Genomic DNA, 23250 nt, shown 5'->3' with positions numbered 1-23250 from the left:
CGCGCACCGGCGCGTCGAGGAGGACTGACGCTGTGAGCAAGCAGGTCCAGCAGCTCGACCGCGTGATCATCAGATTCGCCGGCGACTCCGGCGACGGCATGCAGCTCACCGGCGACCGCTTCACCGCGGGCACGGCGGAGTTCGGCAACGACCTGTCGACGCTGCCCAACTTCCCCGCCGAGATCCGCGCGCCCGCAGGCACCCTGCCCGGCGTGTCGAGCTTCCAGCTGCACTTCGCCGACCACGACATCCTCACGCCCGGCGACGCGCCCAACGTGCTCGTCGCGATGAACCCGGCCGCGCTCAAGGCCAACCTCGGCGACCTGCCCAGGGGCGCCGACATCATCGCCAACACCGACGAGTTCACCAAGCGCAACCTGCAGAAGGTCGGCTACGCGACCAGCCCGCTGGAGGACGACTCGCTCAGCGAGTGGCGCGTGCACGCGGTGCCGCTGACCTCGCTCACGGTCAAGGCCCTCGACGGCTTCGACCTGTCCAAGAAGGACGCCGAGCGCTCGAAGAACATGTTCGCCCTCGGCCTGCTCAGCTGGCTCTACCACCGGCCGACCGAGCAGACCGTCAAGTTCCTCGAGCAGAAGTTCGCCAAGAAGCCCGACCTCGCCAAGGCCAACATCGCGGCCTTCCAGGCGGGCTGGAACTACGGCGAGACCACCGAGTCGTTCTCGGTCTCCTACGAGGTCAAGCCCGCCCGCCTGGCGCCCGGCGTCTACCGCAACATCTCCGGCAACCAGGCGCTGGCCTACGGCCTGATCGCGGCGAGCGTGCAGGCCAAGCTGCCGCTGTTCCTGGGCTCCTACCCGATCACCCCGGCCAGCGACATCCTGCACGAGCTGAGCAAGCACAAGCACTTCGGCGTGCGCACCTTCCAGGCGGAGGACGAGATCGCGGGGGTCGGCGCGGCGCTCGGGGCCGCGTTCGGCGGCGCGCTCGGCGTGACGACCACCTCCGGCCCCGGCGTGGCGCTGAAGGCCGAGACGATCGGCCTGGCGGTCACCACCGAGCTGCCGCTGATCGTCGTGGACGTGCAGCGCGCAGGGCCGAGCACCGGCATGCCGACCAAGACCGAGCAGACCGACCTGCTGATGGCCATGTTCGGGCGCAACGGCGAGTCGCCGGTGCCGATCGTGGCGCCGATGTCGCCGAGCGACTGCTTCGACGCGGCCATCGAGGCGGCCAGGATCGCCGTCAAATACCGCACCCCGGTCATGCTGCTCTCGGACGGCTACCTCGCCAACGGCTCGGAGCCCTGGAAACTGCCCGAGGTCTCCGAGCTGCCGGACATCTCGCAGGCGTTCACCCAGGAGCCGAACGGCGCCGACGGCGAGTTCCTGCCGTTCAAGCGCGACCCCGAGACGCTGGCCCGCCCGTGGGCCATCCCCGGCACGGCCGGCCTGGAGCACCGCATCGGCGGCATCGAGAAGGCCGACGGCACCGGCAACATCTCCTACGATCCCGACAACCACGACTTCATGGTCCGCACGCGGGCCGCCAAGATCGCCGGGATCGACGTTCCCCCGCTGGAGGTCGACGACCCCGACGGCGACGCCAAGGTGCTGGTCATCGGCTGGGGCTCGACGTACGGGCCGATCGCCGCGGCCGCCCGGCGCATCAGGAAGAGCGGCGGGAAGGTCGCGCAGGCCCACCTGCGCCACCTCAACCCGCTGCCCGCCAACACCGGCGAGGTGCTCAAGCGCTACGACAAGGTGCTGCTGCCCGAGATCAACCTCGGCCAGCTCGCCCTGCTGCTGCGGGCCCGCTACCTCGTCGACGTGATCAGCTACAACCGTGTGCGCGGGCTCCCGTTCAAGGCCGAGGAGCTGGCCGGAGTGATCCAGGACGTGATCGAGAGTGACTGAGCTCGTCAACGGCAGGGGGCTGAGCCTGGTCCCCAAGACCGACGTGAAGCAGAGCCTGAAGGACTTCAAGTCCGACCAGGAGGTGCGCTGGTGCCCGGGCTGCGGCGACTACGCGATCCTGGCCGCGGTGCAGAGCTTCCTGCCCGAGCTGGGGCTCAAGCGCGAGAACATCGTGTTCGTCTCGGGCATCGGCTGCTCGTCGCGGTTCCCGTACTACCTCGACACGTACGGGTTCCACTCGATCCACGGCCGCGCGCCCGCGATCGCGACGGGGCTGGCCGCCTCCCGGCCCGACCTGAGCGTGTGGGTGATCACCGGTGACGGCGACGCGCTGTCGATCGGCGGCAACCACCTCATGCACGCCCTGCGGCGCAACGTCAACCTCAACATCCTGCTGTTCAACAACCGGATCTACGGGCTGACCAAGGGCCAGTACTCCCCCACCTCCGAGCTCGGCAAGATCACCAAGTCGACGCCGATGGGGTCGCTGGACAAGCCGTTCAACCCGATCTCGCTGGCCATCGGCGCCGAGGCGTCGTTCGTGGCCCGCACCATCGACTCCGACCGCAAGCACCTGCAGTCGGTGCTGCGCGAGGCCACCGCGCACCGCGGCGCGTCGCTGGTGGAGATCTACCAGAACTGCAACATCTTCAACGACAACGCCTTCGAGCAGCTCAAGGACCCGGCCGTACGCGACGACATCACGCTGCGCCTGGAGCACGGGCAGCCGATCGCCAGCGCGTCCAAGGCCGTGGTGCGGGCGGCGAACGGCGGCATCGAGGTGGTGGCGCGCGACAGCGTGAGCGCCGACCAGATCCTCGTGCACGACGCGCACAACCCCGACCCGTCCGTGGCCTTCGCGCTCAGCAGGCTCGACGAGCCGGCGTTCGAGCACGTGCCGATCGGCATCTTCCGCAGCGTCGACCGGCCCTCCTACGACGGGCTGATGGCCGAGCAGCTTGAGGACGCCGTCGCGCAGAAGGGCACGGGCGACCTGGGCGCGCTGCTCATGGGTGGAGACACCTGGCGCATCGGCTAGTTGATGTATTAGATGGAGCCGTCGGCACCGAACGGCTCCATCTTCTCCACGGAGCGGCGAACGTTCAGGCCCGAGAGCGGTAGCTCGCGTGACCAGCGAGGGCCACGTGAGCGCGACCATCAACACAGAGCGGCGAACGTTCAGGCCCGAGAGCGGTAGCTCGCGTGACCAGCGAGGGCCACGTGAGCGCGACCATCAACACGGAGGTCAATCCACGATGGCGTATTGGCCGGGAACCGTGGTGCTGGTGACCGGGGCGGCCGGGTTCATCGGCGCGCATCTGGTGAAGCGCCTGCGCGCGCTCGCCGCCGAGGTGCACGCCGTCAGCCGCCGCCCCCAGCGCTCCCGTGACGGCGAGATCTGGCACGTGGCCGACCTGGGCGACGCCGGGGCGACGAGCGGGCTCTTCCGGTCCGTACGGCCCCGCCTCGTGTTCCACCTCGCCGGCGAGGTCACCGGTTCGAGGGGCGACGAGGTCGTACGGGCCACGCTCGACAACAACGTCACCGGCACGGTCAACGTGCTGGCCGCCGCCCGCGAGCACGACGTCAGGGCCGTCCTCACCGGCTCCATCGAGGAGCCGCGCCCCGGCAACGAGTTCGCGCCGCCGTCGTCGGCGTACGCGATGTCGAAGTGGGCCGCCACCGGCTACGCGCGGCTCTACCACCGCCTCTGGGACCTGCCGGTCACCGTGCTGCGCCCCAGCATGGTCTACGGGCCGGCCCAGCCCGACACCACCAAGCTCGTCCCGTACGTGACGCTCTGCCTCCTGAGGGGCGAGCAGCCCCGGCTCACCAGGGGGACGAAGCTCGCGGACTGGATCTACGTGGACGACGTGGTCGACGCGTACGTCCTGGCCGGCGAATCGGACAAGGCCATCGGGCACGCGCTCGACATCGGCACCGGCGTCAGGACCCCGGCGTACGAGATCGTCGAGCGGCTCTATCGGATCACCGGCACGCGGACGTCGCCCGAATTCGGCGCGGCTCCCGATCGCCCCCACGATATTCCGCAGGTCGGCGACATCGCTCCGGCGGCGGACCGGCTCGGCTGGCATCCTGTCACGGAATTGCACGAAGGGTTGCGCAGGACGGTCAATTGGTACGCGTCCCAAGAATGTCACGAATAACCGCGCCCTTAGCCCGGTAGGCGAAATTCTGGGAGCATGGAGCCGATCAGCCGGCCGGCCCGAGGAGCCTTTCATGAGTCGCCTGAATGCCCTGCGCAGCCGTTTCGTCGACGCTCCCGACTCGCTGGGGGCCAGGGCGCGGGCGCGGCGCTGGCAGTGGTTCGCCGGCCGCTTCCCCGACCTCGACCAGATGGCCGTGCTCGACCTCGGCGGCACCGCCGGTGCCTGGATGCGCGCGCCCGTCAGGCCCGCGCACGTCCACATCGTCAACCTTGAGCAGCCGCCCGCCGACCTGCCGCCGTGGCTGCGCGCCGACGTCGCCGACGCCTGCGACCTGCCGGCCTCGATCCGCGGCACGGGGTACGACCTGGTGTTCTCCAACGCGGTGATCGAGCACGTCGGCGGCCACCAGCGCCGGCAGCGGTTCGCCGACACCGTGCACGAGCTGGCCGAGCGGCACTGGGTGCAGACGCCCTACCGCTATTTCCCGGTCGAGCCGCACTTCCTGTTCCCGGGGTTCCAGTTCCTGCCGCTCGCCGCGCGCACGACGATCCTCCGCCGCTGGCCGCTCGTCCACACCCCGACCTCCGACCGGGACGCCGCCCGCGAGATCGCCATGGAGGTCGAGCTGCTCAGCGTGACCGAGATGCGACACTACTTCCCCAAGTCCCAGATCCGCTTCGAGCGGCTGGCCGGGCTGGTGAAGTCGGTCATCGCGATCCGCGGCTAGTCGGCCATGACGCCGGCGCGGCCGTCCTCCCAGGTGTTGCCGCGCCAGACGTTGCCGGGGCCCTCCGGGTCCCAGTACGACACCGGGCCCGCGTACCCGCCCTTGGGCCACACGCGGCGGCTGAAGACGTTGTCGATCACCTTGATGTTCGAGGACAGGCCCTTCCTGCCGGCGCCCGCGTAGAGCGTCCAGCCGCCGCCGGCGAGCAGGTTGCCCTGCACGGTGACGTTGCGGGTCACCCCGAAGTCCTGGAAGAGCGCGATCGCGCCCGTCTGGTCGAGCGTGTTGATCACCGTGTTGTGCCGGATGACCAGCTCGGTGCCGGCGGCCGCGGTGCCGGTCGACATGATCATGTCGGTGTGGTCGCCCGAGTAGTACTTGGGGTCGTGCACGTACGAGTCCTCGACCAGGCCCTGGTCGGTGTGGATGCCGTTGGAGATCGTGTGGATGTCCACCCGGCGGACCGTGAGCAGCTTGCCCTGGTTGAGGATGCCGAACTGGGTGCGCTGCTTCCCGTTGCCGAAGATCTCGCTGTCCTCGACCGTCAGGCCGGTGTGCCCCTCGCGCTGGAGGATGCCCCAGTAGTCGGACTGGCCGCGGACCCGGGTGTTGCGGATGGTCACGTTGTCGGCCTCGACCGTGATGTCGCCGGTGATGTCCCAGCCGTCGATCACCTTGCCGTCTTCCTTGACGACGATCGAACCGGTCTTCTTGACCATCTCGGTGCCGGCGGGAACGCCCGTGTTGCCGGGTCCCGGCCATTCCCCCGAGGGCGGTGGCACGCTCGTCGGCGTCCTGGTCGGCGTCTTCGTGGGTGTCTTGGTGGGTGTCTCGGTCGGCGTCTTCGTGGGCGTCCTGGTCGAGGTCGCCGTCGGAGTCCCGGGCAGGGTCTTCGTCGGGGTCGCGGTCGGAGTGCGGGTGAAGGTCCTGGTGGGGGTGGGCGTCCGGGTAGGGGTCCTGGTGGGAGTGGGCGTCCGGGTCGCCGAGGAGGTCGCCGAAGGGGTCGCGGTGCGCGTCCTCGTGGATGTCGTGGAAGGCGCCGGCGTGGATGTCGTGGGGGGTGTCGGCGTCCTGGTCGTGGTTCTCGTCGGGGTCACGATGGGGGTCGCGGTCCGCGTCCTCGGAGGCGTCACGGTCGCCGGTTCGGACGGGTCCGGGGTACGGGACGGGCTCGCGATGGGTGTCGCCGTCCGCGTCCGGCCGCGCGTCGGCCGTACGGTCGGCTTCTTGGTGGGCCGCCTGGGCCACCACCACGGCCCCTTGGTCCGGGCGTTCCCCGGCCAGGTGCGGTCGGCGGTGTGGCGCGGGCGGGACCGCTGCCCGGCGGCGCCCTCCGGCGAGGCGGCGCTCTCAGGGGAGGCCGTGGCACCCGCCGCCTCCGTCAGGACCGCCCGAGGCTCCAGCACGTCGAGCGCGACGACGCCGTAGCCGCCCGCCACCACCGCCACGGAGATACCGGCCAGGGATAACCACCCGCGCCGGCTCTTGCTCCTTCGATGCCTTGACACAGGCGGCTCCTTCCGATCATGGCCGAGCGAGTCCCCCAGGGGGAGAGATTAGCCATGCCGGAAGCACCAAGAGAGGTTTTCTACAGAAAAGGACCCGCTTTCCCCTCAAATCATCAAAAACCTCAACCTGATCAAATACTACGAAAAAGCCGAAAAATGGCTGTTATCCAGGCGTTACCGTCCCGCCGCCCTCCCAGGTGTTCCCCCGCCACAGATTTCCGGGCCCTTCATGATCCCAATAAGAGACCGGCCCTGCCGCCCCGCCCTTCGGCCACACCCGGCGGCTGAAGACGTTGTCGATCACCTTGACGTTCGAGGACACCCCCTTGGCCCCGGCGCCCGCGTACAGCGTCCAGCCGCCCCCGGCCAGCAGGTTGCCCTGCACGGTGACGTCCCGGGTCACCCCGAAGTCCTGGAACAGGGCGATGGCGCCCGTCTGGTCGAGCGTGTTGATCGCCGTGTTGTGCCGGATGACCAGCTCGGTGCCCCGCGCGGGCGGCCCCGTCGACATGATCATGTCGGTGTGGTCGCCGTCGAAGTACTTCGGGTCGTGCACGTAAGAGTCCTCGACCAGCCCCTGGTTCGTGTGGATGCCGTTGGAGATCGTGTGGATGTCCACCCGGCGCACGGTGATCAGGTTGCCCTGGTTGAGGATGCCGAACTGGGTGCGCTGCTTCCCGTTGCCGAAGATCTCGCTGTCCTCGATCGTCAGCCCGGTGCGTCCCTCCCGCTGGAGGATGCCCCACCAGCCCTTGGTGCCGCGCACCCGCGTGTTGCGGATGGTCACGTCGTCGGCCTCGACCGTGATGTACCCGGTCACGTCGAGGCCGTCGATGACCTGGCCGTCCTTGGTCACCCGCAGCGACCCCGACTTGCGCAGCCGCACGCCGTCGGGCACGCCCGTGTTGTCCGGTCCCGGCCAGGTTCGCGCGGACGGCTTCGACGGCGCGGCGGAGGGGGACGCGGGCGCCGGCGCGGTCGTGGCGGGCGCCCGGGTGGCGGCCAGCGGCTCCCGTCCGCCGGGGCTCTGGCACCCGCTCAGCGACACGACCAGGCCCGAGATCAGACCCGAGACCAGACCCAGGCCGAGACGCCGGCCTCCGGCGTACGGCCTCACGCGTCCTTGGTCTTCCGGCCGCCGACGAGGTCGGCCAGCGCGGGCGGCGTCCAGCGCTTCGCGACCTGGCGCAGGTTGCTCTTCCACGCCTCGCCGGGCCGCTGCTTGAACAGCGTGGTGTGGTCGGCGGTGACCTCGTCCTCGGGCCTGCCGTTGGAGTAGTAGTAGAGCGCCATCGACCGCCGCGCCCGGTCCTCGGGGCAGGTGAGCGGGTCGGGGTGCCCGTGGTTGGCGTCATCGGTCGTGGCGAACAGCACGAACCGGTTGAAGACCGGCAGGATCTTGCCCTCGCACTCGGTCATGTCCTTGTTCCACAGCTGCAGGTGCCCGCCGTAGTCCTCCTCCCAGTCCTTGTTCAGGTAGAGGAGGCCGTTGAGCCGGCGGTCGAGGTTGAGCCGGCGGCTGCGGTTGAAGTCGGCGTGCACCTTGAGGAAGCCGCCGGGCCTGATCTGGTGCAGCCCGCCGCCCTCGAAGTGCGGGTCGGAGACGAGTTGCGTGATGCCGGTCAGCCGCTCCAGGAAGTCGATGAACACGCTCCCGTTGAACTCCGCCAGCAGGTGCCTGGTGGCGGGCCCCATGCGCTCGGTGTCGGCCAGCGCCAGCTTCACCTCGCGCGCGGTGTCGAACCGCTGCCAGGTGGCGTCGCGCGGCTCGGGGAACTCCTCCAGGACGGGCTCCAGCACCGCGGGCGGCAGGAAGTCGTCGATGATCACGTGCCGGAACGGCGAGGCCGTACGGAACTGGTCGGAGTACTTGTCCGCCAGCGCGAAGAGTTCGTCCCGGTGGAAGGTGAAAGCCTGCACATCCTGCATGAAACGCGTCTCCGTCCCTGCGACACGGGCCCCTACCCCTCCATATCGCCCCAGCAGTGCCTGCTGTTACCTGTAACGATCCAATGCCGCGGCGCGATGGGCGACATGTGACGCCCGGCTCCCCCCGGGTCGCGATCGTGATCGTGACCTACAACAGCGCTCCGGTCCTCGGCGGCTGCCTGGCCTCCCTGTCCGAGGGCGCGGAAGGAGTTCGGCTCGCCGCCGTCGTCGTGGCGGACAACGCCTCCAAGGACGACTCGCTGCGCCTCGCGGAGCAGGCCGCCGGCGAGCTGCCCGTCCGGCCCGTACGGGTCGGCAGGAACGCCGGTTACGCGGCGGCCATCAACGCCGGCATCGCGGCGCTCGACCTCGACGGGCTGGACGCCGTCTTCGTGATGAACCCCGACTGCCGCCTGCGCCCCGGCTCGCTGGCCGTGCTGGCCGGGGCGCTCGGCCGTCCCGGCACCGGCATCGCCGTGCCCCGGCTGGTCAGCACCGACGGCGTGCTCCATCACTCGCTGCGCCGCGCGCCCGCCGTGCGCCGCGCGCTGGCCGAGGCGCTGATCGGCGGGCGGCTGGCGGGCCGCATCGGCACGCTCGGCGAGGTGGTCGGCGACCCCGGCCGCTACGAGCGCCCGGGCCCCGCGGACTGGGCCACCGGCGCCGCCATGCTGGTGTCGGTCGCGGCGCTCACCGAGCTCGGCCCGTGGGACGAGTCCTTCCTGCTCTACAGCGAGGAGACCGAGTTCGCGCTGCGGGCCGGCGACCGGGGCTGGGCGCTCTGGTACGAGCCCGGCGCGGTGGTCGAGCACATCGGCGGCGAGGCGAAGACCAGCCCCATGCTGGCCGCGCTGCTCACGGTCAACCGGGTGCGGCTGTTCCGGCGGCGCCGGGGCAGGGTCGCGAGCGCCGGCTTCTATCTCGCCGTGCTGCTCGGCGAGGCGGTGCGGGCCGCCGCCGGCCGCCGTACGGCCAGGGCGTCGGTCGTGGCCCTGCTCAGGCCCTCCCGGCGGCTGCGGGCGTTACCCGGATGACGGGCGTTACCCGGATGAGAGGAACACCATGAGAGTCGAGCGGCCGGCGATCGAGGGCGTGCTGCTGTTCGTGCCGGAGCCGAGCCACGACGAGCGCGGCTTCTTCACCAGGACCTTCGACGCCGCGCTCGCCGCCGAGCACGGGCTCGACCACACGGCGTTCGTCCAGGACAGCCAGTCGCGCTCGCGCCTGGGCACGATCAGGGGCATGCACGGCCGCTCGGGACGCGGCGAGGCCAAGCTGGTGCGGGCGGCGCGCGGCGCCGTGCTCGACATCCTCGTGGACGCCCGGCCCGGCTCGCCGACGTTCGGCTCGCACCTCACCGTACGGCTCGACGACATCTCGTTCGCGAACCTGTACGTGCCTCCGGGGCTCCTGCACGGCTACCAGGCGCTGACCGAGCACGCCGACGTCTGCTACCGCATCGACAGGGAGCACGACCCCGCCGAGGACCTGGCCGTCCGCTACGACGACCCGGACCTCGCGCTGCCCTGGCCGTTGCCGGTCAGCACGATCAGCGAGCGCGACCGGTCCGCCGGGTCGTGGAAGGAGCTCAGGAGCAGCCTGCCGGCCTGATCCGCGCGCTCGAAGCGCATCAGCGCCCCCGCCGCTCCGACGAGCAGGAACAGCACGCTGGTGATGCCGGGGAAGGAGAGCAGGTCGAAGGTGGCCGCGCCGAGCAGCGGGACCACCAGGCCGGCGGCGATCGTCAGCGCCAGGTTGCGCACGTTCGGGTCGGTGCTCATGCGGCGGACCCGCAGGGCCACGACGATGCCGCACCCGATCACGCCGACGAAGCCGATCACCCCGATCAGCCCCGTCTCGACCAGCGACAGCAGGTACTGGTTGTCGAACACCTGGTGCTTGAAGGGGTACCAGGTGCCCGGCCCGCGGCCGAAGATCGGGCTCCTGGCGAACTCCCGCATCGCGAAGGGGTAGTCGTGGGTGCGGTAGATGATGCTGCTGTCGTCCCCGGCGCCGGCGAACAGGTTGTAGAACGTGCCAAGAAGGCCGGGCGCCAGGACCTTCATGAAGCCCAGGAACACCACGAACGCGCCGAGCGCGGCGATCCTGCGCCGGTTCGACCAGCCGAACAGGAGGATCAGCCCCGACCCCGCCATGCCGAGCACGGCGGTCCTGGAGACCGAGAACATCAGCCCCGCCGCGATGACGGCGGCGCAGATCCACCAGCGCACCGCGCCCTCGCCCCGGCTGCGCGCCTGGAAGCCGAGGTGCGCGGCCAGCGGCAGCAGCATCGCCGACAGCGCGCCGAACTCGATCGGGTGCCCGAGCGTGCCGGAGACCCGGCGCAGGTCCGACCGGGAGATCACGGTCGGCACCTCCTCGGCCGAGGAGTGGCGCAGGCCGGGGAGCTGCATGTACTGGGTGAGGTCGAAGTCGAGCCTGAACTGCATCAGGGCGACGGCCGCCGCGAACGTGCCGCCGATCACCGCCGCCTTGAGCACGAAGTCGAGGCGCTCGCGGGTGCCGATCCCGTCGCAGACCATCAGCACCAGGCTCACGTAGCCCACGTAGAGCACGAGCGTGTGGTCGGCCAGGTTGAGCTCGTCGGAGGGCAGGTAGAGGGAGGTCGTGTAGCCGTAGACGGCCAGCAGGAGCAGGCCGTACACGAAGATCGAGGTGCGGACCGGGTTGGTGCCCTTGGCCGCGCCCGTCGTACTGATCATCTGCGCGCAGATCCAGACCACGCCCAGCGACAGGGCCAGGATCTCGGCGGGCGTGAGCGACAGCGGGAGCCCGGCCACCGCCAGCCGGGCCGGCAGGAACAGCAGGACCACGACGAACAGGCAGACCAGCGTGGCGCCGTCGGCGCGCCGCGGCCGGGCGATCCCGAGGCTCGGGCCGGTCATCCTTCGCGTCCCACCAGCGACCGGGTGCCGTTGCTCGCGGCGGTCTCGTGGTGCGCGGGCACGGCCGGGCGGCGGGCCCGGCGGCGCCGGGCGAAGCTCTCGGCGGCGAACCCGGCGAACAGGCTCATGAAGAACGCCAGCGCCCCGGTGACCACCGCGCTCCGCATCCGGCTGCCCTTCTTCTCGTCGGGCTGGGTCGGCGGCACCACCACGGTGGCGCTCACGTACGTGGTGGGCGGCGCCTTGACCTGCTGCTGCCGGGCGCGCAACTGCTTCTTGGCCAGCTCGGTCATCCGCGACACGATGCCGTACGCCTGCTCGGCGCTCGGCGCCTCGCAGACGATGACGATGAACGGGGTCGCCGCCATCAGCTCGGGGTTGGTCCCCCCGGCGGTGACCTTGAGCGTGACGTCGCCGCCGGGCGGCACCCCGACCTCGGCCGCCGCCTCAGGGGCGTTCAGCGCCTGGATGAGGATCGACGAGGTCATGCTGAGCCCCTGGTCGAAGGAGACCAGGGGGTTGGTGCGCGGGTTGGGGAAGCGGGGGTCGCTCGGCACGCTGCCGCCGGTGACCGGCAGGGTGAGGACGATCGCCGAGTCGGAGATGAAGGTCTTGGGCGCCACGGCGTAGACGCCGAGTGCCGCCGCGATCGTGAGCAGGAAGGCCGGCACCGTCACGTACCAGCGCCTGAACAGCACCGTCACCGTCGCCCAGAAGTCCATGGCCGGGCCTCACCCCTCGCCGTCGTCCTGGCGCGCCTTCCCGAGCCCGGGCACGGGCGAGAGACCCTCTCCTCGGTAGGCGGGGAACTCCATGGTGGCCGAGCTGTCCTCGTCTGGCTCGTCCTCGCCGGGCTGCTGCACCACCGCCTGCGGCACCACGACCGGTTCGGGGGCCGGGGGCACGGGAACGGGGGCGGGCGCGGGAACAGGAACGGGGGCGGCGGGGGCGGGCTCGGGCTTGGGGGCGCGCCTGTGCACCACGCCGTACGCGATGCCGAGGCCCAGCACCAGGCAGAGCAGCCCGCCGCCGATCGCGCCCTGCCAGTTGAGGCTGCGGTCGGCCTCCGGCACGGACGGCGGCACGATGTCGGTCGAGGTGATGAAGGTGTTCGCCGGGGCGCCGAGCGCCGTCTGCCAGTCCGACAGCTCGGTCGCCACGCGCTTGCGCGCCGCCATGAGCACGGCCGTCGCCCGCTCGGGCGAGTCGCTCTCGACCCGGACGTAGATGTACGGGCCGTTGATGTCCAGGACGTTGGGGTTGCTGCGGCCGTCGTCGATCGTGATCTCCGTCGGGCCGTCCTTGGGCGCGCCGAGCTCCGTCCAGACGTCCTGCGTGTTCATGGCCAGGATGACGATGCTGGCCCCGGTCTTCAGGGCGTCGTTGAAGGAGAGGAACGGGTTGATGAGCCCCTGCTTGGTCTTGTCGTTGGGAATCGTGCCGCCGTTCACCGGCACGGCCAGGACCAGGGAGACGTCCGCCGTGTAGCTCACCGGGACCACGGCGTACACCGCGCCGCCCACCAGAAGGGACAGGAGGAGCAGCGGCGGGCCGATCAGAATTCTTCGGAGGAGAACAAGAATCGCCTTCCAGAACTCCATTTTGGTACGTTCCCCCGCATCGGCGACGCTTGCCTTATAGACGGCCATCGCGCAATCACGGCCTGGCGTTACACGCCTCCGGATCGGTTACGTCGCGCGCCTTCGGAGCGATAGACGTACGACTACGGCGACGGGGGCTTCAGGTGGGGCTGACAGCAGAGCGTGTGGCGACGCGGGGCAGGCTCGCCGGGCTCGACGGGTTACGCGGCCTGGCCGCGCTCTTCGTGGTCCTGCACCATTGCTGGCTGTTGTCCTTCCCCGGGTTCCCGCTCAACGACGCGCCCGCGTGGACGGGCTGGCTGCGGTACGGCCACTTCGCGGTCGTGGTGTTCATCGTGCTGTCCGGGTTCTCGCTGGCGGTCTCGCCCGCCCGCTCCGGCTGGCGGCTGGGCGGCGCCGGCACGTTCTTCAACCGGCGCGCGTGGCGGATCCTGCCACCGTACTGGGCGGCGCTGCTGTTCAGCCTGGTGATCGCGTGGACGGTCATCCCGCAGCCGGGCCAGGAGGTGCCCACCGGGAAATCCGTGGTGATCTACGGGCTGCTGCTGCAGGACGTCTTCGGCTCCCCCAGCCCCAACGGGGCCCTGTGGTCGATCGCCGTCGAGGCGCAGCTCTACCTCGTGTTCCCGCTGATGCTGCTGGTCGTGCGGAGGATGGGCGCGGCGGTGATGCTGGGCGCGGTGACCGCGGTCGTCGTGGCGGTGGGCGCGCTGGCGCCGGCCGTCCCGGCCGTGGACCTGCTGATGCGGCTCACCCCGCAGTTCGCCGCGCTCTTCGCCATGGGCGCGGTCTGCGCGGGCGTCGTACGGACGCCGGAGCCGGGGGAGGAACGTGCCAAGGAGCCCGGCCGCCTGCCCTGGCCCTGGCTCGCGGCTGCCGCCGCCCTCCCCGTGCTCCTGCTGATCGTGGTGGCGGGCCCGGTCTGGGTGGTCGAGAACTTCTTCTGGGTCGACCTGGCGGTGGGCCCGGCGGCGGGGCTGCTGCTGGCGGGCGTGGCCACGGGCCGGCCGGTCCGGCTCGTGCGGCTGCTCGACACCCGGCCGCTCCGGCGGCTCGGCTCCTTCTCCTACAGCCTCTACCTGATCCACGCGCCGCTCGTCGTCATGGTGAACCGGCTGGTCGTCGCGCCGCACGTGCCGCCGGGCATGCCGGTGTTCGTCCTCACGCTCGTCCTGGGGGTGCCGGTGAGCGTCGGGACGGCCTGGCTGTTCGCGTCGGTCTTCGAGCTGCCCTTCCAGCGGCACCGGAGCTGGAAGGGCCTGCGCGACGCCGTACGGGCCCGGTTCAGGTGAGTTTGGCCAGCGCTTCTGCCTCATACTGCGCGGCCAGTTCCTCCGGGATGCGGGTCAGGTCGTCGGCCCGGCGGAAGTCGCGCAGCGTGGTGCCGCGGCAGGTGGCGTCCACGTTGGGCGCCGCCGCGCGGGAGGTGACGTCGTCGATGTGGACGGTGCGGAAGTCGATGCTGAAGCGGGTCCTGCCGGAGGTGTTGGCCACGGTCGAGTGCAGGTGCGCTCCGGAGAAGAGCAGCATGCCGCCGGGCTCGGGCACCAGCCGGAGGTCGGTTTCGAGGTCGAGCGGCTGCTCGGGCTTGGGCTGGTCGCGGGTGTCGCGGTGGATGTGCTGCGCGGCGGTGGGCCGGCCGACCGCGGTCCACTCCGCGTAGTCGTAGCGGCCGCTGCCGTTGCGCACGGGGCGGTCGAAGTACTGCGGGTGCAGGGCGAACACGTTCTCGGGGACCACCTCGTAAACCGGGATCCACCAGTTGACCTGGCAGAACGGCGCGGAGTACCAGCAGTCGCGGTGCGCGTGGTAGGCGTACGAGATGCCGGAGTCGAGGTAGTGGTCGGCGGTGGAGGTGCGCAGCCTCGGCACGTCGAAGTAGGTCTTGTCCAGCGCCATGCCCAGCTCGCCCATCAGCGTGACGATGAGCTTCTTGCTGGTGGGGTGGTGGATGAAGCGCGGCTTGAGGTCCGCGAGCAGCGCGGCGAACTCCTCGACCGGCATCTCGTGCTGGGCGGTCTGGGGGTCGCGGCCCTCGAACGCCTCCTCGATCAGCTCGCGGGCGAAGCCGATCAGGGCGGTCGAGGCGGGGGTCGCGGAGTAGAGGAAGACGTCCCCGTGAAAGATCATCTGCCGCCGAAGATCATCATCGATTCGGCTGTTGGCTAGTATTACGGACATAGCGAGATTGCTCCCTCGCGTGGTGCTTTTCCCTTCTCTCGCCTACGTCCGCTACTTCGTTACACCGGAGACGGCGCGGGCGGCCAGCCCGGCGAGCTTGCGGCTCCGGTGCGCCACCGTCCGCCGCTGCCGGAGCCAGTACGTCCGCAGCAGCACGGCCCGCGCCCGGCGCCGCTGCGCGGGCGAGAGCTCGACGGTGTCCAGGGCTCGGTACATCGCCCTGAACTGCAGCGTGGTGGCGAAATGCGCGGTCCAGGCCGGCACGCCGAGCATCGCGGCGATCGCGGTCAGGCGCCGCTCGCGCAGGTGGCGGTGGGCCAGCGGCTCGGGCACGTGACCCCAGGGCGCGGTCAGCGCGAGCATGGCGGCGTAGACCTCGTCCTCGCGGATCATCAGCGGGCGCGGCACGGCGGCCACCCAGTCGCGCCGCAGCAGGCCGTAGAGGGGGTCGAGCCCGAGGTGCACGTTCGTGTTCAGGTCGCACAGCTCGTCGAGGCGGTCGACGGGGTCGTCGGAGAGCAGCCCGGTGCCGCGGTAGCGCGGCCGGTGCTGCGTCCCGTCCGCCCCCGTGTACGTCATGTCGGAGGTGACCAGGATCAGCCGCTCATCGGCCAGGAACGGCTCCAGGGTCCTGGACACGTACGTGGGTTCGAGCAGGTCGTCGTCGCCCATCCACCGGAAGAACTCCCCCCGCGCCCGCCGCAGCGCCTCCTCGAAGTTCGCCACCACGTGCACCCCGTGCGGCTGCCGGTGGTAGACGATCCGGCTGTCCTGCCTGGCCAGCTCGCGGCAGAGCTCCTGCGTGCCGTCGGTGGAGGCGTTGTCCGAGATCACCACCTCCAGGTCGGCGTGATCCTGGGCGAGGGCCGAGCGCACGGCCTTCTCCAGGAGGTCCGCACCGTTGCGGACCGGGATTCCGATGGACACCAGCATCGCTTCTCCTCGGGGTCACCGCGCGCGGGCGGGAAGCAGCCGTACCAGGCGGTCGGTCACGAAGTGGAGCTGGTCGCGGGTCACCACGACCAGCAGGTAGGCCAGCAGGCCGCCGCCGCCCGCCACGACGAGCTGCACGAACGGGCTGTCCTGGGTCGGCATGGACAGGCCCAGCATGACGGCGGCGCACACCAGCGCTCCCCCCACCGGGCGGATCAGCCCGGGCAGGACGGGCGCGAGCCGCACCCCCGCCCGCTGCACGGCCAGCATCGCCAGGGGTAGGGCGACCAGCAGCGCGGCGGCGGCCTGCCCGATGGCGGCGCCGCGGATGCCGTCGAGATGCGTGCCGGCGATGACCGCCGGGATCATCGCCGCCGCGTGCCCGAGGTTCATCCAGACCGTCGAGCGGGTGGCGCCCTGACCGTTCAGGATGTCGAGGGCGAAGGAGGTGAGCATGCGCACCACCATCAGGACCGCGAGGAAGCGCAGCACGCCGGCGGCCTGCTCCCACTGCGCGCCGTAGATGAAGATGATCAGCGAGTGCGCGAGCACCGCCATGAAGACGGCCAGCGGCAGGACCATGGTGATGAGCAGCGGCAGGCTCTTCTGCACGCCGAGCGACAGCGACTCGGCGTCGCGCTCGGCGAGCCGGGAGAACCCGGCGATCGACACCATGCGGATGGCGCTGCCGATCAGGCCGGGCACCCAGCTCGACACGTTGAACGCCATCAGGTAGAAGCCCAGCCAGTCCTCGCCCATGATGTTGCCGACGATGATGTAGCCCACGTTGAGCAGCAGCACCTCCAGCGCGATCCCGGCCGCCGAGGGGATGCCGAACCTCAGCAGCCTGGCCGCGATCCGCCGGTCGAACCCGAACCGGTAGGGCAGCCGCGCATAGATCAGCATGAAGACGCCGGTCACCACGGCCCCGGCGAGCTGCCCCCAGGCGAAGCTGTACGCGCCCGCCCCGCCGGCCGCGAGGACGATCGCCACCGGCGCGTTGACCAGGAAGCCGGCCAGCACCGCCTTGGCGTTCTTGCCGGTGCGGAACCAGCGCAGCAGGGCCGCGCTGCGCACCGCCGTCACCGCCTCGACGAGGATGACGGCGGTGAGGATCCGCACCACGGACGTGGCCTCCTCGCTGCCCGCCAGCGTCGAGAAGGCGGGAGCGCCGACCCAGAACACCGCGTACAGGCCCACCGCGGAGATCATGGTCAGCGTGGTGGCCGTGGGGGCGATGTCCTCCAGCCGCCCCCGCCACTGCACGACGGCCGACATGACGCCGACGTCCTTGACGACCATGACGAACTGCGTGGCCGCGAGCGCCACCGCGTACGTGCCGAAGTCCCCCGGCGCCAGGAGCCTCGCCAGCACCAGTCCGAGGACGAACGAGCCCGCGCGGGTGACGAGGGTGCCGATGAGGCTCCACACCGCCCCTCGCCCCGCCTTGCGCCCGATGTCGCTGATGTCAGGGCCTGGTTGCTCTCCCATGTGCCGTCTTTCCTAGCTCGGCTCGTCGATCCGCTCCAGCCAGATCTCCCGCCAGAACGGGATGAACGCGCGGGGGCAGTTGGATTTGTAGACGCCGTCGCAGATGATGCCGTCGAGCATGATGCAGGGGTTCTTCATCTCCAGCAGCTCGCCGGTCTTCTCGTCGATGCAGCGCTCGACGCGGGCGCTCACCCGTGCGACCCGCCCGCACGAGCGCTCCATGCTCTCCTCGAAGCCCAGGCCGCGGTTGAACCCCTTGGTGGTGAGCGTGGCGATGATCTCGTCCCTCGACTTGATCCGCACCAGCTCGCCGGGCTGGAGGTCGGTCGTGCCCGTGGGGGCCGGGCCCGTGTGCGGTCCCGGCCGTACGAACCCCCACTCCAGGCCGCCTCTGATCCGCAGCCAGGCCGGGAACTTCCTGGAGAGCCGCTGGTAGCGGTTGAACAGCCCGAAGAAGATCGTGCGGAGCGTCGCGGCGACCCCGGCGTTCCCCACCCGGACGTCCGTGACGTACTGCCCGAGGTCGCGGAACGGCAGCCGCTCGGGGGCGGCGCGCAGCAGCTCCGTCGCCTGGCACCGGAACCGCTCGCGGCCCTCGGGGCCCGGCTCCTTGCGCGTGTTGATCTCCAGGAGGGGCAGCGACGGCCGCTCGCGCCCGGACGGGGGCTGGGTGGGCGGCCCGTCCACCCGCCTGAGCCAGGAGGTCTTCCAGTAGAGCAGGCAGGCCGTCTGGCAGCCGCCGTGGGCCGAGCCGTCGCAGCGGGCGGCCGTCAGGTGCACGGCGTCCTCCATGCGACGCATTCCGGTCCTGGTCATCGTGTCGCAGAGCTTGTTGGCCACCTTGTGCACGGTCAGCCGCTGCCCGCAGAAGCGCAGCATCTCCGGCATGAAGGGGAGGCTGTCCAGCTCCCCGTTCTCATCGAGGGTGGCCAGGATCTCCTCAGCGCTGAGGACCTCGACCACGTCGCCGACTTTCAGCGCCAGACTCAACCCATCCACTCCTTAACCAGGCCCGCGCTCTGCAGGGAGTGTGCCGCGTCCGCCAGTGCCTGGAACGGCAGGTTCGACCGTTCCGCGATGTCCAGCAGGCTGTGCGTGCCGTCCGAGAGGTTCAGCACCCACAGCATCGCCATCTGCGCCTGTTTCGTGTCACTGCGCCCGCCGAGCGACCCGTAGAGGCCGCGGGCGCCCAGCTGCGGCTCGCCGTACGGGCTGAGGTTCTGGTAGCGGCGGTTGCCCTCCAGCACCTGTACGGCCGACCACAGCGTCTCCAGGGTGTGCTCCATCGCCTCCGGGCGCACGAAGTCCGGATTATCCGCCGACGTGTGATATTCCGGATAGCTCCCGTACGGGGTCCTCGTCAGCGAGCCGACGGCCAGGTCGAAGCCGGGCGAGCAGTACTGCCGCTCGTCGTAGCCGTACGGGGAGAAGTCGAGGAGGGTGTGCGGGGTGCCCTTCAGCACGTGCGCGAAGACCTGGTCGACCTCGGCGTCGCCGCGCCTGCTGCGCTTGTAGGTGATGTCGCCGGGGTCTCCCGCGCAGGCCAGGGTCACGCCGTGCCTGATCCGGTCGGTGCGCGCCCGGTTGAGGGCGAGCCAGGCGATCGCGCCGATGGTGCCGGGCGCGAAGACGAACCGGTAGGTGTACCGGGGGGCCGACAGCCGTCGCGCCAGCGCGACGGCCACCGCGACCCCGGCCAGGTTGTCGTTGGCCAGCGAGGGATGGCAGACGTGGCAGGAGATCAGCACCTCCTCCGCGCTGCTGCCGGGGATCACGTGCTCGCCGTAGGTCAGGTGCCCGTCGGCGAGCGTCGAGTCGATCCTGACCTCGTACGGGCCGTCGCCCAGCCCGTCCAGGGTGTTCTGGCTCAGGCAGAAGCCCCAGGTCTCGGCGTAGTAGCTGGTCCGGTACGGCACCAGGTCCGGCTGGTCGGGCAGGGTGTGCAGGTGCCCGCGCAGCTCCTCCAGGGACATGGTGGCCTCGACCGGCGCGCTGTAGCCGACGACGTGCAGGTTGGAGTCCTGGAAGTCGACCACCCTGTCGCCGGCGGCGTCCTTGATGTAGGCGTCGCGGATGTTCCATTCCCTGGGGATCGTCCAGTCGAGGACCTTCGTCCCCGTCGGCACCTGGGTGATCCGCAGCGGGATCGACTCGTCGATGATCTGCAGGGTGCGCCGCAGGCCCTCGCCGGTGATGCTCCGGCACAGCGGGTAGAGCCGCCGCACCAGGTCCTGCATCCCGGCACCGTTCATGGGCCCGTTCATGGTCGTAGGGTGTCGTCGACGGTGCCGGCCGCGCGGCGGTCGGCGAGCCGGGCCAGCCTGGTGTAGCGGCGCTCGAAGTCCTTCCTCGTCATCCCGTGCTCGCGGTAGGCGTCGATCAGCTCCACCGCGCCCGCCTTGACCGTCCAGCGCGCCTCGTAGCCCATCGCGGCCCTGATCCGGGAGAAGTCCACGCGGTACGAGCGCGGGTCGGCTCCCGTCTCGCCGGTGATGGCCAGCGTCGACCCCGGCACCGCGGCGACCACCTCGGCCGCGATCTCGGCGACCGTCACGTTGTTGACCTCGGTGCCCACGTTGAACGCCGTCGCGTGCACGGCCTCGCGCGGGGCGGTGAGAGCGGCGGCGAAGGCGTCGGCGATGTCCCTGGCGTGGACCAGCGGGCGCCACGGGGTGCCGTCGGACAGCACCCGGACCTCCCCGGTCAGGTAGGCGTGGCCCACCAGGTTGTTGAGCACGATGTCGGCGCGCGGCCTCGGGGAGAACCCGAAGGCGGTGGCGTTGCGCAGGAACACCGGCGTGAAGTCGCCGTCGGCCAGGTCCACCAGGTCGTCCTCGACACGCACCTTGGACTCGGCGTACGGCGTCACCGGTCGCAGCGGCGCGTCCTCGTCCAGCAGGTCCTCGCCGCCCGACGCCCCGTACACCGAGCAGGTGGAGGCGTACAGGAAGCGCCGCACGCCCGCCTCCTTGGCGAGCCTGGCCAGCCGGACGGAGGCATGGTGGTTGATGTCGTAGGTCAGGTCGGGCGCGAGCGCGCCGAGCGGGTCGTTGGACAGCGCGGCCAGGTGGATCACGGCGTCGCAGCCGGCCACGTGCTCCGGGCCCGCGTCACGCAGGTCCACGGCGTGCGCCTCGATCGGCTCGGGCTCGGGGCCGAGCACGCAGTCGGCGAACAGCCCGGAGTCCAGGCCGATCACCTCGTGCCCCGCCTCGGCCAGCACGGGGGCCATCACGCTGCCCAGGTAGCCCTGGTGGCCGGTCAGAAGTACCCGCATCAGTTCTCCAGATGGACGGTCAGCTTGGAAACGTGGAACGCCTCGGCGTAGCGCGTGTGGCACTCGATGCCCCGGATGCGGGCCAGGCCCAGGAACGCCTCGCGGTCGTACCAGGGCCGGTGCCGCTGGGAGGCGTAGTGGCGCTGGAGCAGGTCCGCCTTCAGCGCCGCCACCTCCTCCGTCAGCGGCTGGTAGACGGAGGGCGCGGCGAGGTCGCCGTCCCATTTGACGATCTCGTAGCCGAGCGTCAGGTGGTCGCGGAAGGCCGTGGGCACGATCTCGGCCAGCCCCCGGTGATCCTGGTGGGCGTCGCCCCGCCAGGGCGCGAGGATCAGTCCCGGATCCGTACGGGCGCGCAGCTCCTCCACCGCCGCCTTGGCCTCCTCCCACCGGGCCGGCAGGTGCCCGTCGGGCAGCTTCAGCACGGTGACCCGCAGCTCCGCCCCCGGGCAGAAGTCGGCCAGCGCCGCCCGCTCCTCGTCCTCGCGCTCGGTGCCGCCGCCCGACAGCACCAGCGCGTCCACGCGGAGCCCCGGACGGGCCGCGCAGATCGTCAGCAGGCTGCCGCCCGCCCCGATCGCCAGGTCGTCACAGTGAGCGGCGAGCGCCACGACGCCGGTGAGCCGCTCCGCGCGCAGCCCGATCACCGGGACCGTTCCCACAGCGCCCACGGCCGCTCGCCCCGGGAGTACGCCTCGTCCAGCTCCATGCGCTGGTTCACGGTGTCGGTCGGCCGCCAGTAGCCGCGATGGGGATAGGCCAGCAGGCGCCCGCGCTTGGCCAGCTCCACGCACCCGTCGGCGACCAGGTCACCGTTCTCCGGGATGTGCTGGAAGACCTCCTGGGTGAGCACGAAATAGCCGCCGTTGACCCACACCGGCATCTCGCTGACCGGCGAGATGCCGCCGACCAGCCCGTTCTCGCCCACGTCCACGCAGTGGAAGGTCTGGCTGGGCGGCACCACCATCATCGACGCCGCCGCGCCCGACCGGGCGAAGCGGTCGATGATGTCGGGCAGCGGCGCGTCGGTGAGCACGTCCGCGTAGTTCGCGAGGAACACCTCGTCGCCGTCCAGGTACGGGCGGACGCGGCGCAGCCGCTCGCCGATCGGGGAGTCGGCGCCGGTCTGCACGAACGCGATGGACCAGTCGGAGATGTCGCTCGACAGCAGCTCGACCTGGCCGCCGCGTAACACGAAGTCGTTGGACGTGGCCTCCTGGTAGCCGAGGAAGAAGTCCTTGATGTGGTGGGCGCCGTAGCCCAGGCAGAGGATGAACTCCTTGTGCCCGAAGTGCGCGTAGTACCGCATGACGTGCCAGAGCAGCGGTCGCGGGCCCACGAGCGCCATCGGCTTGGGCACCTCGCCCGGCACGCCCGTCCGCATGCGCGTGCCGAAACCTCCGCAGAACAGGACGACCTTCACACGACCTCCAGGTGTGGGATCGGGAAGACCAGCCGGCCTCCCCATTCGTGCACATAGGAGAGCTGAGCGGTGAGCTCTTCGCGCAGGTTCCAGGGCAGGACCAGCACATAGTCCGGGCGGTCCCGGGCGATGCGCTCGGGCTCGGCGATGGGGATCCTCGCACCCGGCGTGTACCTGCCGTGCTTGTAGGGGTTGCGGTCCACCGTGTAGGCGAGCAGGTCCGGGCGGATGCCGCAGTGGTTGAGCAGGGTGTTGCCCTTGCCGGGAGCCCCGTAGCCGACGACCGTCCTCCCCTCGTCGGCGGCGGTGATCAGGAAGCGGAGCAGGTCACGGCGGACGCGCGCGACCCGGTCGGCGAAGCCGGCGTAGCCGGACAGGTCGAGCAGCCCGGCGGCCTTCTCCCGGGCGAGCACGTCGAGCACCCGGTCCGACGGGTCCCCCGGCGCGCTCTCCGTCGGACGCGCCCACAGGCGGATGGACCCGCCGTGGGTGGGCAGCAGTTCGACGTCCACCAGCGCCAGCCCGCCGGCCGCCAGCGCCCGCTGGGCGGAGGCCACCGTGTAGTACTGGAAGTGCTCGTGGTAGATCGTGTCGTACTGGTTCAGCTCCATGAGGGTCAGCAGGTGCTGCACCTCGATCGAGACCCAGCCGCCGTCGGCCACCAGGGCGCGCAGCCCTTCGGTGAATCCGGCCACGTCGGGGATGTGCGCGTAGACGTTGTTGGCCACGACGAGGTCCGCGGGACCGTTCCCGGCCCGCACCTCGGCGCCCGTTTCCGGCGTCAGGAACGCGGTGAGCGTCGGCACGCCCTTGTCCCTGGCCGCCTGTCCCACGTTGGCCGACGGCTCGATGCCCAGGCACCTGACGCCGTGCTTCACCACGTGCTGCAACAGGTAGCCGTCGTTGCTGGCCACCTCCACCACGAATGACGGCTTGAACCGTTCCACGGCGGCGTCGGCGAACCGCCGCGCGTGCTCCACCCAGGAGGCGGAATAGGAGGCGAAGTAGGCGTATTCGGTAAATGTCTCTTCGGGTGTGATCAGCGGGGGTATCTGTGCCAGCCAGCACCCGGTGCACACCCGCAGATGCAGGGGATAGGTCGTCTCCGGCTCGTCGAGTTGTTCCGCGGTGAGGAAGAGCTCACAGGGCGGAGTCGCCCCGAGATCCACCACGCTGACCAGGTCGGCCGAGCCACACAGCCGGCAGGATGTCGTCAACAATGGGCC

Annotated in this window: 23 protein-coding genes; 8 read left to right on the top strand and 15 right to left on the bottom strand. The window is 70.8% G+C overall.

All coding sequences use genetic code 11. The annotated features are described in order from the left end of the window. The first annotated feature begins 32 nt into the window (after positions 1-32). The 4 genes from FH608_RS34150 (at position 33) to FH608_RS34135 (ending at position 4775) form a co-directional block, all read left to right on the top strand. On the top strand, positions 33-1877 hold the full coding sequence (locus FH608_RS34150) for a 2-oxoacid:acceptor oxidoreductase subunit alpha (protein WP_139634505.1): 1845 nt from the start codon (positions 33-35) through the stop codon (positions 1875-1877). Beyond that, positions 1870-2916 (top strand): 2-oxoacid:ferredoxin oxidoreductase subunit beta, encoded by a 1047-nt coding sequence (locus FH608_RS34145; protein WP_139634504.1) that lies wholly within the window; start codon positions 1870-1872, stop codon positions 2914-2916. The genes FH608_RS34150 and FH608_RS34145 overlap by 8 nt, the downstream gene beginning before the upstream one ends. A 217-nt stretch (positions 2917-3133) precedes the next feature. After that, positions 3134-4045, top strand: coding sequence for an NAD-dependent epimerase/dehydratase family protein (locus FH608_RS34140; RefSeq protein WP_139634503.1), 912 nt, complete (start codon positions 3134-3136; stop codon positions 4043-4045). Positions 4046-4118: 73 nt separating this feature from the next. Continuing rightward, complete coding sequence (locus FH608_RS34135) at positions 4119-4775, top strand: class I SAM-dependent methyltransferase (RefSeq protein WP_139634502.1); 657 nt, start codon at positions 4119-4121, stop codon at positions 4773-4775. On the opposite strand, the gene FH608_RS34130 is transcribed toward FH608_RS34135, so the two are convergent. After that, entirely contained in the window at positions 4772-5557 is a 786-nt protein-coding gene (locus FH608_RS34130; protein WP_193318783.1) for a right-handed parallel beta-helix repeat-containing protein, read from the bottom strand. The genes FH608_RS34135 and FH608_RS34130 overlap by 4 nt on opposite strands. Positions 5558-5597: 40 nt before the next feature. Here FH608_RS34130 and FH608_RS51790 point away from each other — a divergent pair, with 40 nt between their 5' ends. Continuing rightward, a complete protein-coding gene (locus FH608_RS51790; RefSeq protein ID WP_193318782.1) occupies positions 5598-6203 on the top strand; it encodes a hypothetical protein in 606 nt (201 codons plus the stop codon). 243 nt (positions 6204-6446) lie between these two features. Here FH608_RS51790 and FH608_RS34120 read toward each other — a convergent pair whose 3' ends face one another. Both FH608_RS34120 and FH608_RS34115 read right to left on the bottom strand, forming a co-directional pair. Continuing rightward, positions 6447-7400: a right-handed parallel beta-helix repeat-containing protein gene (locus FH608_RS34120; RefSeq protein WP_193318781.1), complete on the bottom strand. Its 954-nt coding sequence runs from the start codon at positions 7398-7400 to the stop codon at positions 6447-6449. Next, complete coding sequence (locus FH608_RS34115) at positions 7397-8212, bottom strand: 2OG-Fe(II) oxygenase (RefSeq protein WP_139634499.1); 816 nt, start codon at positions 8210-8212, stop codon at positions 7397-7399. Before FH608_RS34115 ends, FH608_RS34120 begins: the two co-directional genes overlap by 4 nt. 83 nt (positions 8213-8295) lie before the next feature. Between FH608_RS34115 and FH608_RS34110 the strand changes: the two genes are divergently transcribed. Together FH608_RS34110 and FH608_RS34105 are read left to right on the top strand one after the other, a co-directional pair. After that, positions 8296-9246: a glycosyltransferase family 2 protein gene (locus tag FH608_RS34110; protein WP_139634498.1), complete on the top strand. Its 951-nt coding sequence runs from the start codon at positions 8296-8298 to the stop codon at positions 9244-9246. A 28-nt stretch (positions 9247-9274) separates the two neighbouring features. Further along, a complete protein-coding gene (locus tag FH608_RS34105) occupies positions 9275-9823 on the top strand; it encodes a dTDP-4-dehydrorhamnose 3,5-epimerase family protein (RefSeq protein WP_139634497.1) in 549 nt (182 codons plus the stop codon). Here the strand turns inward: FH608_RS34105 and FH608_RS34100 are convergent. The 3 genes from FH608_RS34100 to FH608_RS51785 are packed head-to-tail and all read right to left on the bottom strand — an operon-like array spanning position 9712 to position 12719. Further along, complete coding sequence (locus FH608_RS34100) at positions 9712-11118, bottom strand: O-antigen ligase family protein (RefSeq protein ID WP_139634496.1); 1407 nt, start codon at positions 11116-11118, stop codon at positions 9712-9714. The genes FH608_RS34105 and FH608_RS34100 overlap by 112 nt on opposite strands. Then, positions 11115-11840, bottom strand: a complete 726-nt coding sequence (locus tag FH608_RS34095; protein WP_139634495.1) for a hypothetical protein — start codon at positions 11838-11840, stop codon at positions 11115-11117. The genes FH608_RS34100 and FH608_RS34095 overlap by 4 nt, the downstream gene beginning before the upstream one ends. Before the next feature lie 9 nt (positions 11841-11849). Next, on the bottom strand, positions 11850-12719 hold the full coding sequence (locus FH608_RS51785; RefSeq protein WP_193318780.1) for a hypothetical protein: 870 nt from the start codon (positions 12717-12719) through the stop codon (positions 11850-11852). 164 nt (positions 12720-12883) lie between these two features. Between FH608_RS51785 and FH608_RS34080 the strand changes: the two genes are divergently transcribed. Next, complete coding sequence (locus FH608_RS34080; RefSeq protein ID WP_226900145.1) at positions 12884-14011, top strand: acyltransferase family protein; 1128 nt, start codon at positions 12884-12886, stop codon at positions 14009-14011. Here the strand turns inward: FH608_RS34080 and FH608_RS34075 are convergent. From FH608_RS34075 to FH608_RS34035, 9 genes are all read right to left on the bottom strand, one after another. Further along, a complete protein-coding gene (locus FH608_RS34075) occupies positions 14004-14849 on the bottom strand; it encodes a hypothetical protein (RefSeq protein WP_226900144.1) in 846 nt (281 codons plus the stop codon). The two genes, FH608_RS34080 and FH608_RS34075, sit on opposite strands and share 8 nt — an antisense overlap. Positions 14850-14951: 102 nt before the next feature. Then, the gene (locus tag FH608_RS34070; RefSeq protein ID WP_139634491.1) at positions 14952-15833 is read right to left on the bottom strand and encodes a glycosyltransferase family 2 protein; all 882 of its coding nucleotides are present in this window, start codon (positions 15831-15833) and stop codon (positions 14952-14954) included. Positions 15834-15848: 15 nt separating this feature from the next. After that, a complete protein-coding gene (locus FH608_RS34065; RefSeq protein WP_139634490.1) occupies positions 15849-17324 on the bottom strand; it encodes an oligosaccharide flippase family protein in 1476 nt (491 codons plus the stop codon). Between the two features lie 12 nt (positions 17325-17336). Continuing rightward, positions 17337-18314: a hypothetical protein gene (locus FH608_RS34060; protein ID WP_226900143.1), complete on the bottom strand. Its 978-nt coding sequence runs from the start codon at positions 18312-18314 to the stop codon at positions 17337-17339. Continuing rightward, positions 18311-19588, bottom strand: coding sequence for a DUF4910 domain-containing protein (locus tag FH608_RS34055; RefSeq protein WP_226900142.1), 1278 nt, complete (start codon positions 19586-19588; stop codon positions 18311-18313). The genes FH608_RS34060 and FH608_RS34055 overlap by 4 nt, the downstream gene beginning before the upstream one ends. After that, positions 19585-20601, bottom strand: coding sequence for an NAD-dependent epimerase/dehydratase family protein (locus FH608_RS34050; RefSeq protein WP_139634489.1), 1017 nt, complete (start codon positions 20599-20601; stop codon positions 19585-19587). Before FH608_RS34050 ends, FH608_RS34055 begins: the two co-directional genes overlap by 4 nt. Further along, positions 20601-21272, bottom strand: a complete 672-nt coding sequence (locus FH608_RS34045) for a PIG-L deacetylase family protein (RefSeq protein WP_226900141.1) — start codon at positions 21270-21272, stop codon at positions 20601-20603. The genes FH608_RS34050 and FH608_RS34045 overlap by 1 nt, the downstream gene beginning before the upstream one ends. After that, positions 21245-22024: a glycosyltransferase family protein gene (locus tag FH608_RS34040; protein WP_139634488.1), complete on the bottom strand. Its 780-nt coding sequence runs from the start codon at positions 22022-22024 to the stop codon at positions 21245-21247. The genes FH608_RS34045 and FH608_RS34040 overlap by 28 nt, the downstream gene beginning before the upstream one ends. Beyond that, positions 22021-23241, bottom strand: a complete 1221-nt coding sequence (locus FH608_RS34035; RefSeq protein ID WP_139634487.1) for a class I SAM-dependent methyltransferase — start codon at positions 23239-23241, stop codon at positions 22021-22023. The genes FH608_RS34040 and FH608_RS34035 overlap by 4 nt, the downstream gene beginning before the upstream one ends. Positions 23242-23250: the final 9 nt, after the last annotated feature.

Origin of the sequence: Nonomuraea phyllanthi (assembly GCF_006334985.2) — a bacterium.
In the GTDB taxonomy this organism is placed as follows: Bacteria; Actinomycetota; Actinomycetes; order Streptosporangiales; family Streptosporangiaceae; genus Nonomuraea; species Nonomuraea phyllanthi.
This window is presented reverse-complemented; position numbering and strand designations above follow the sequence as displayed.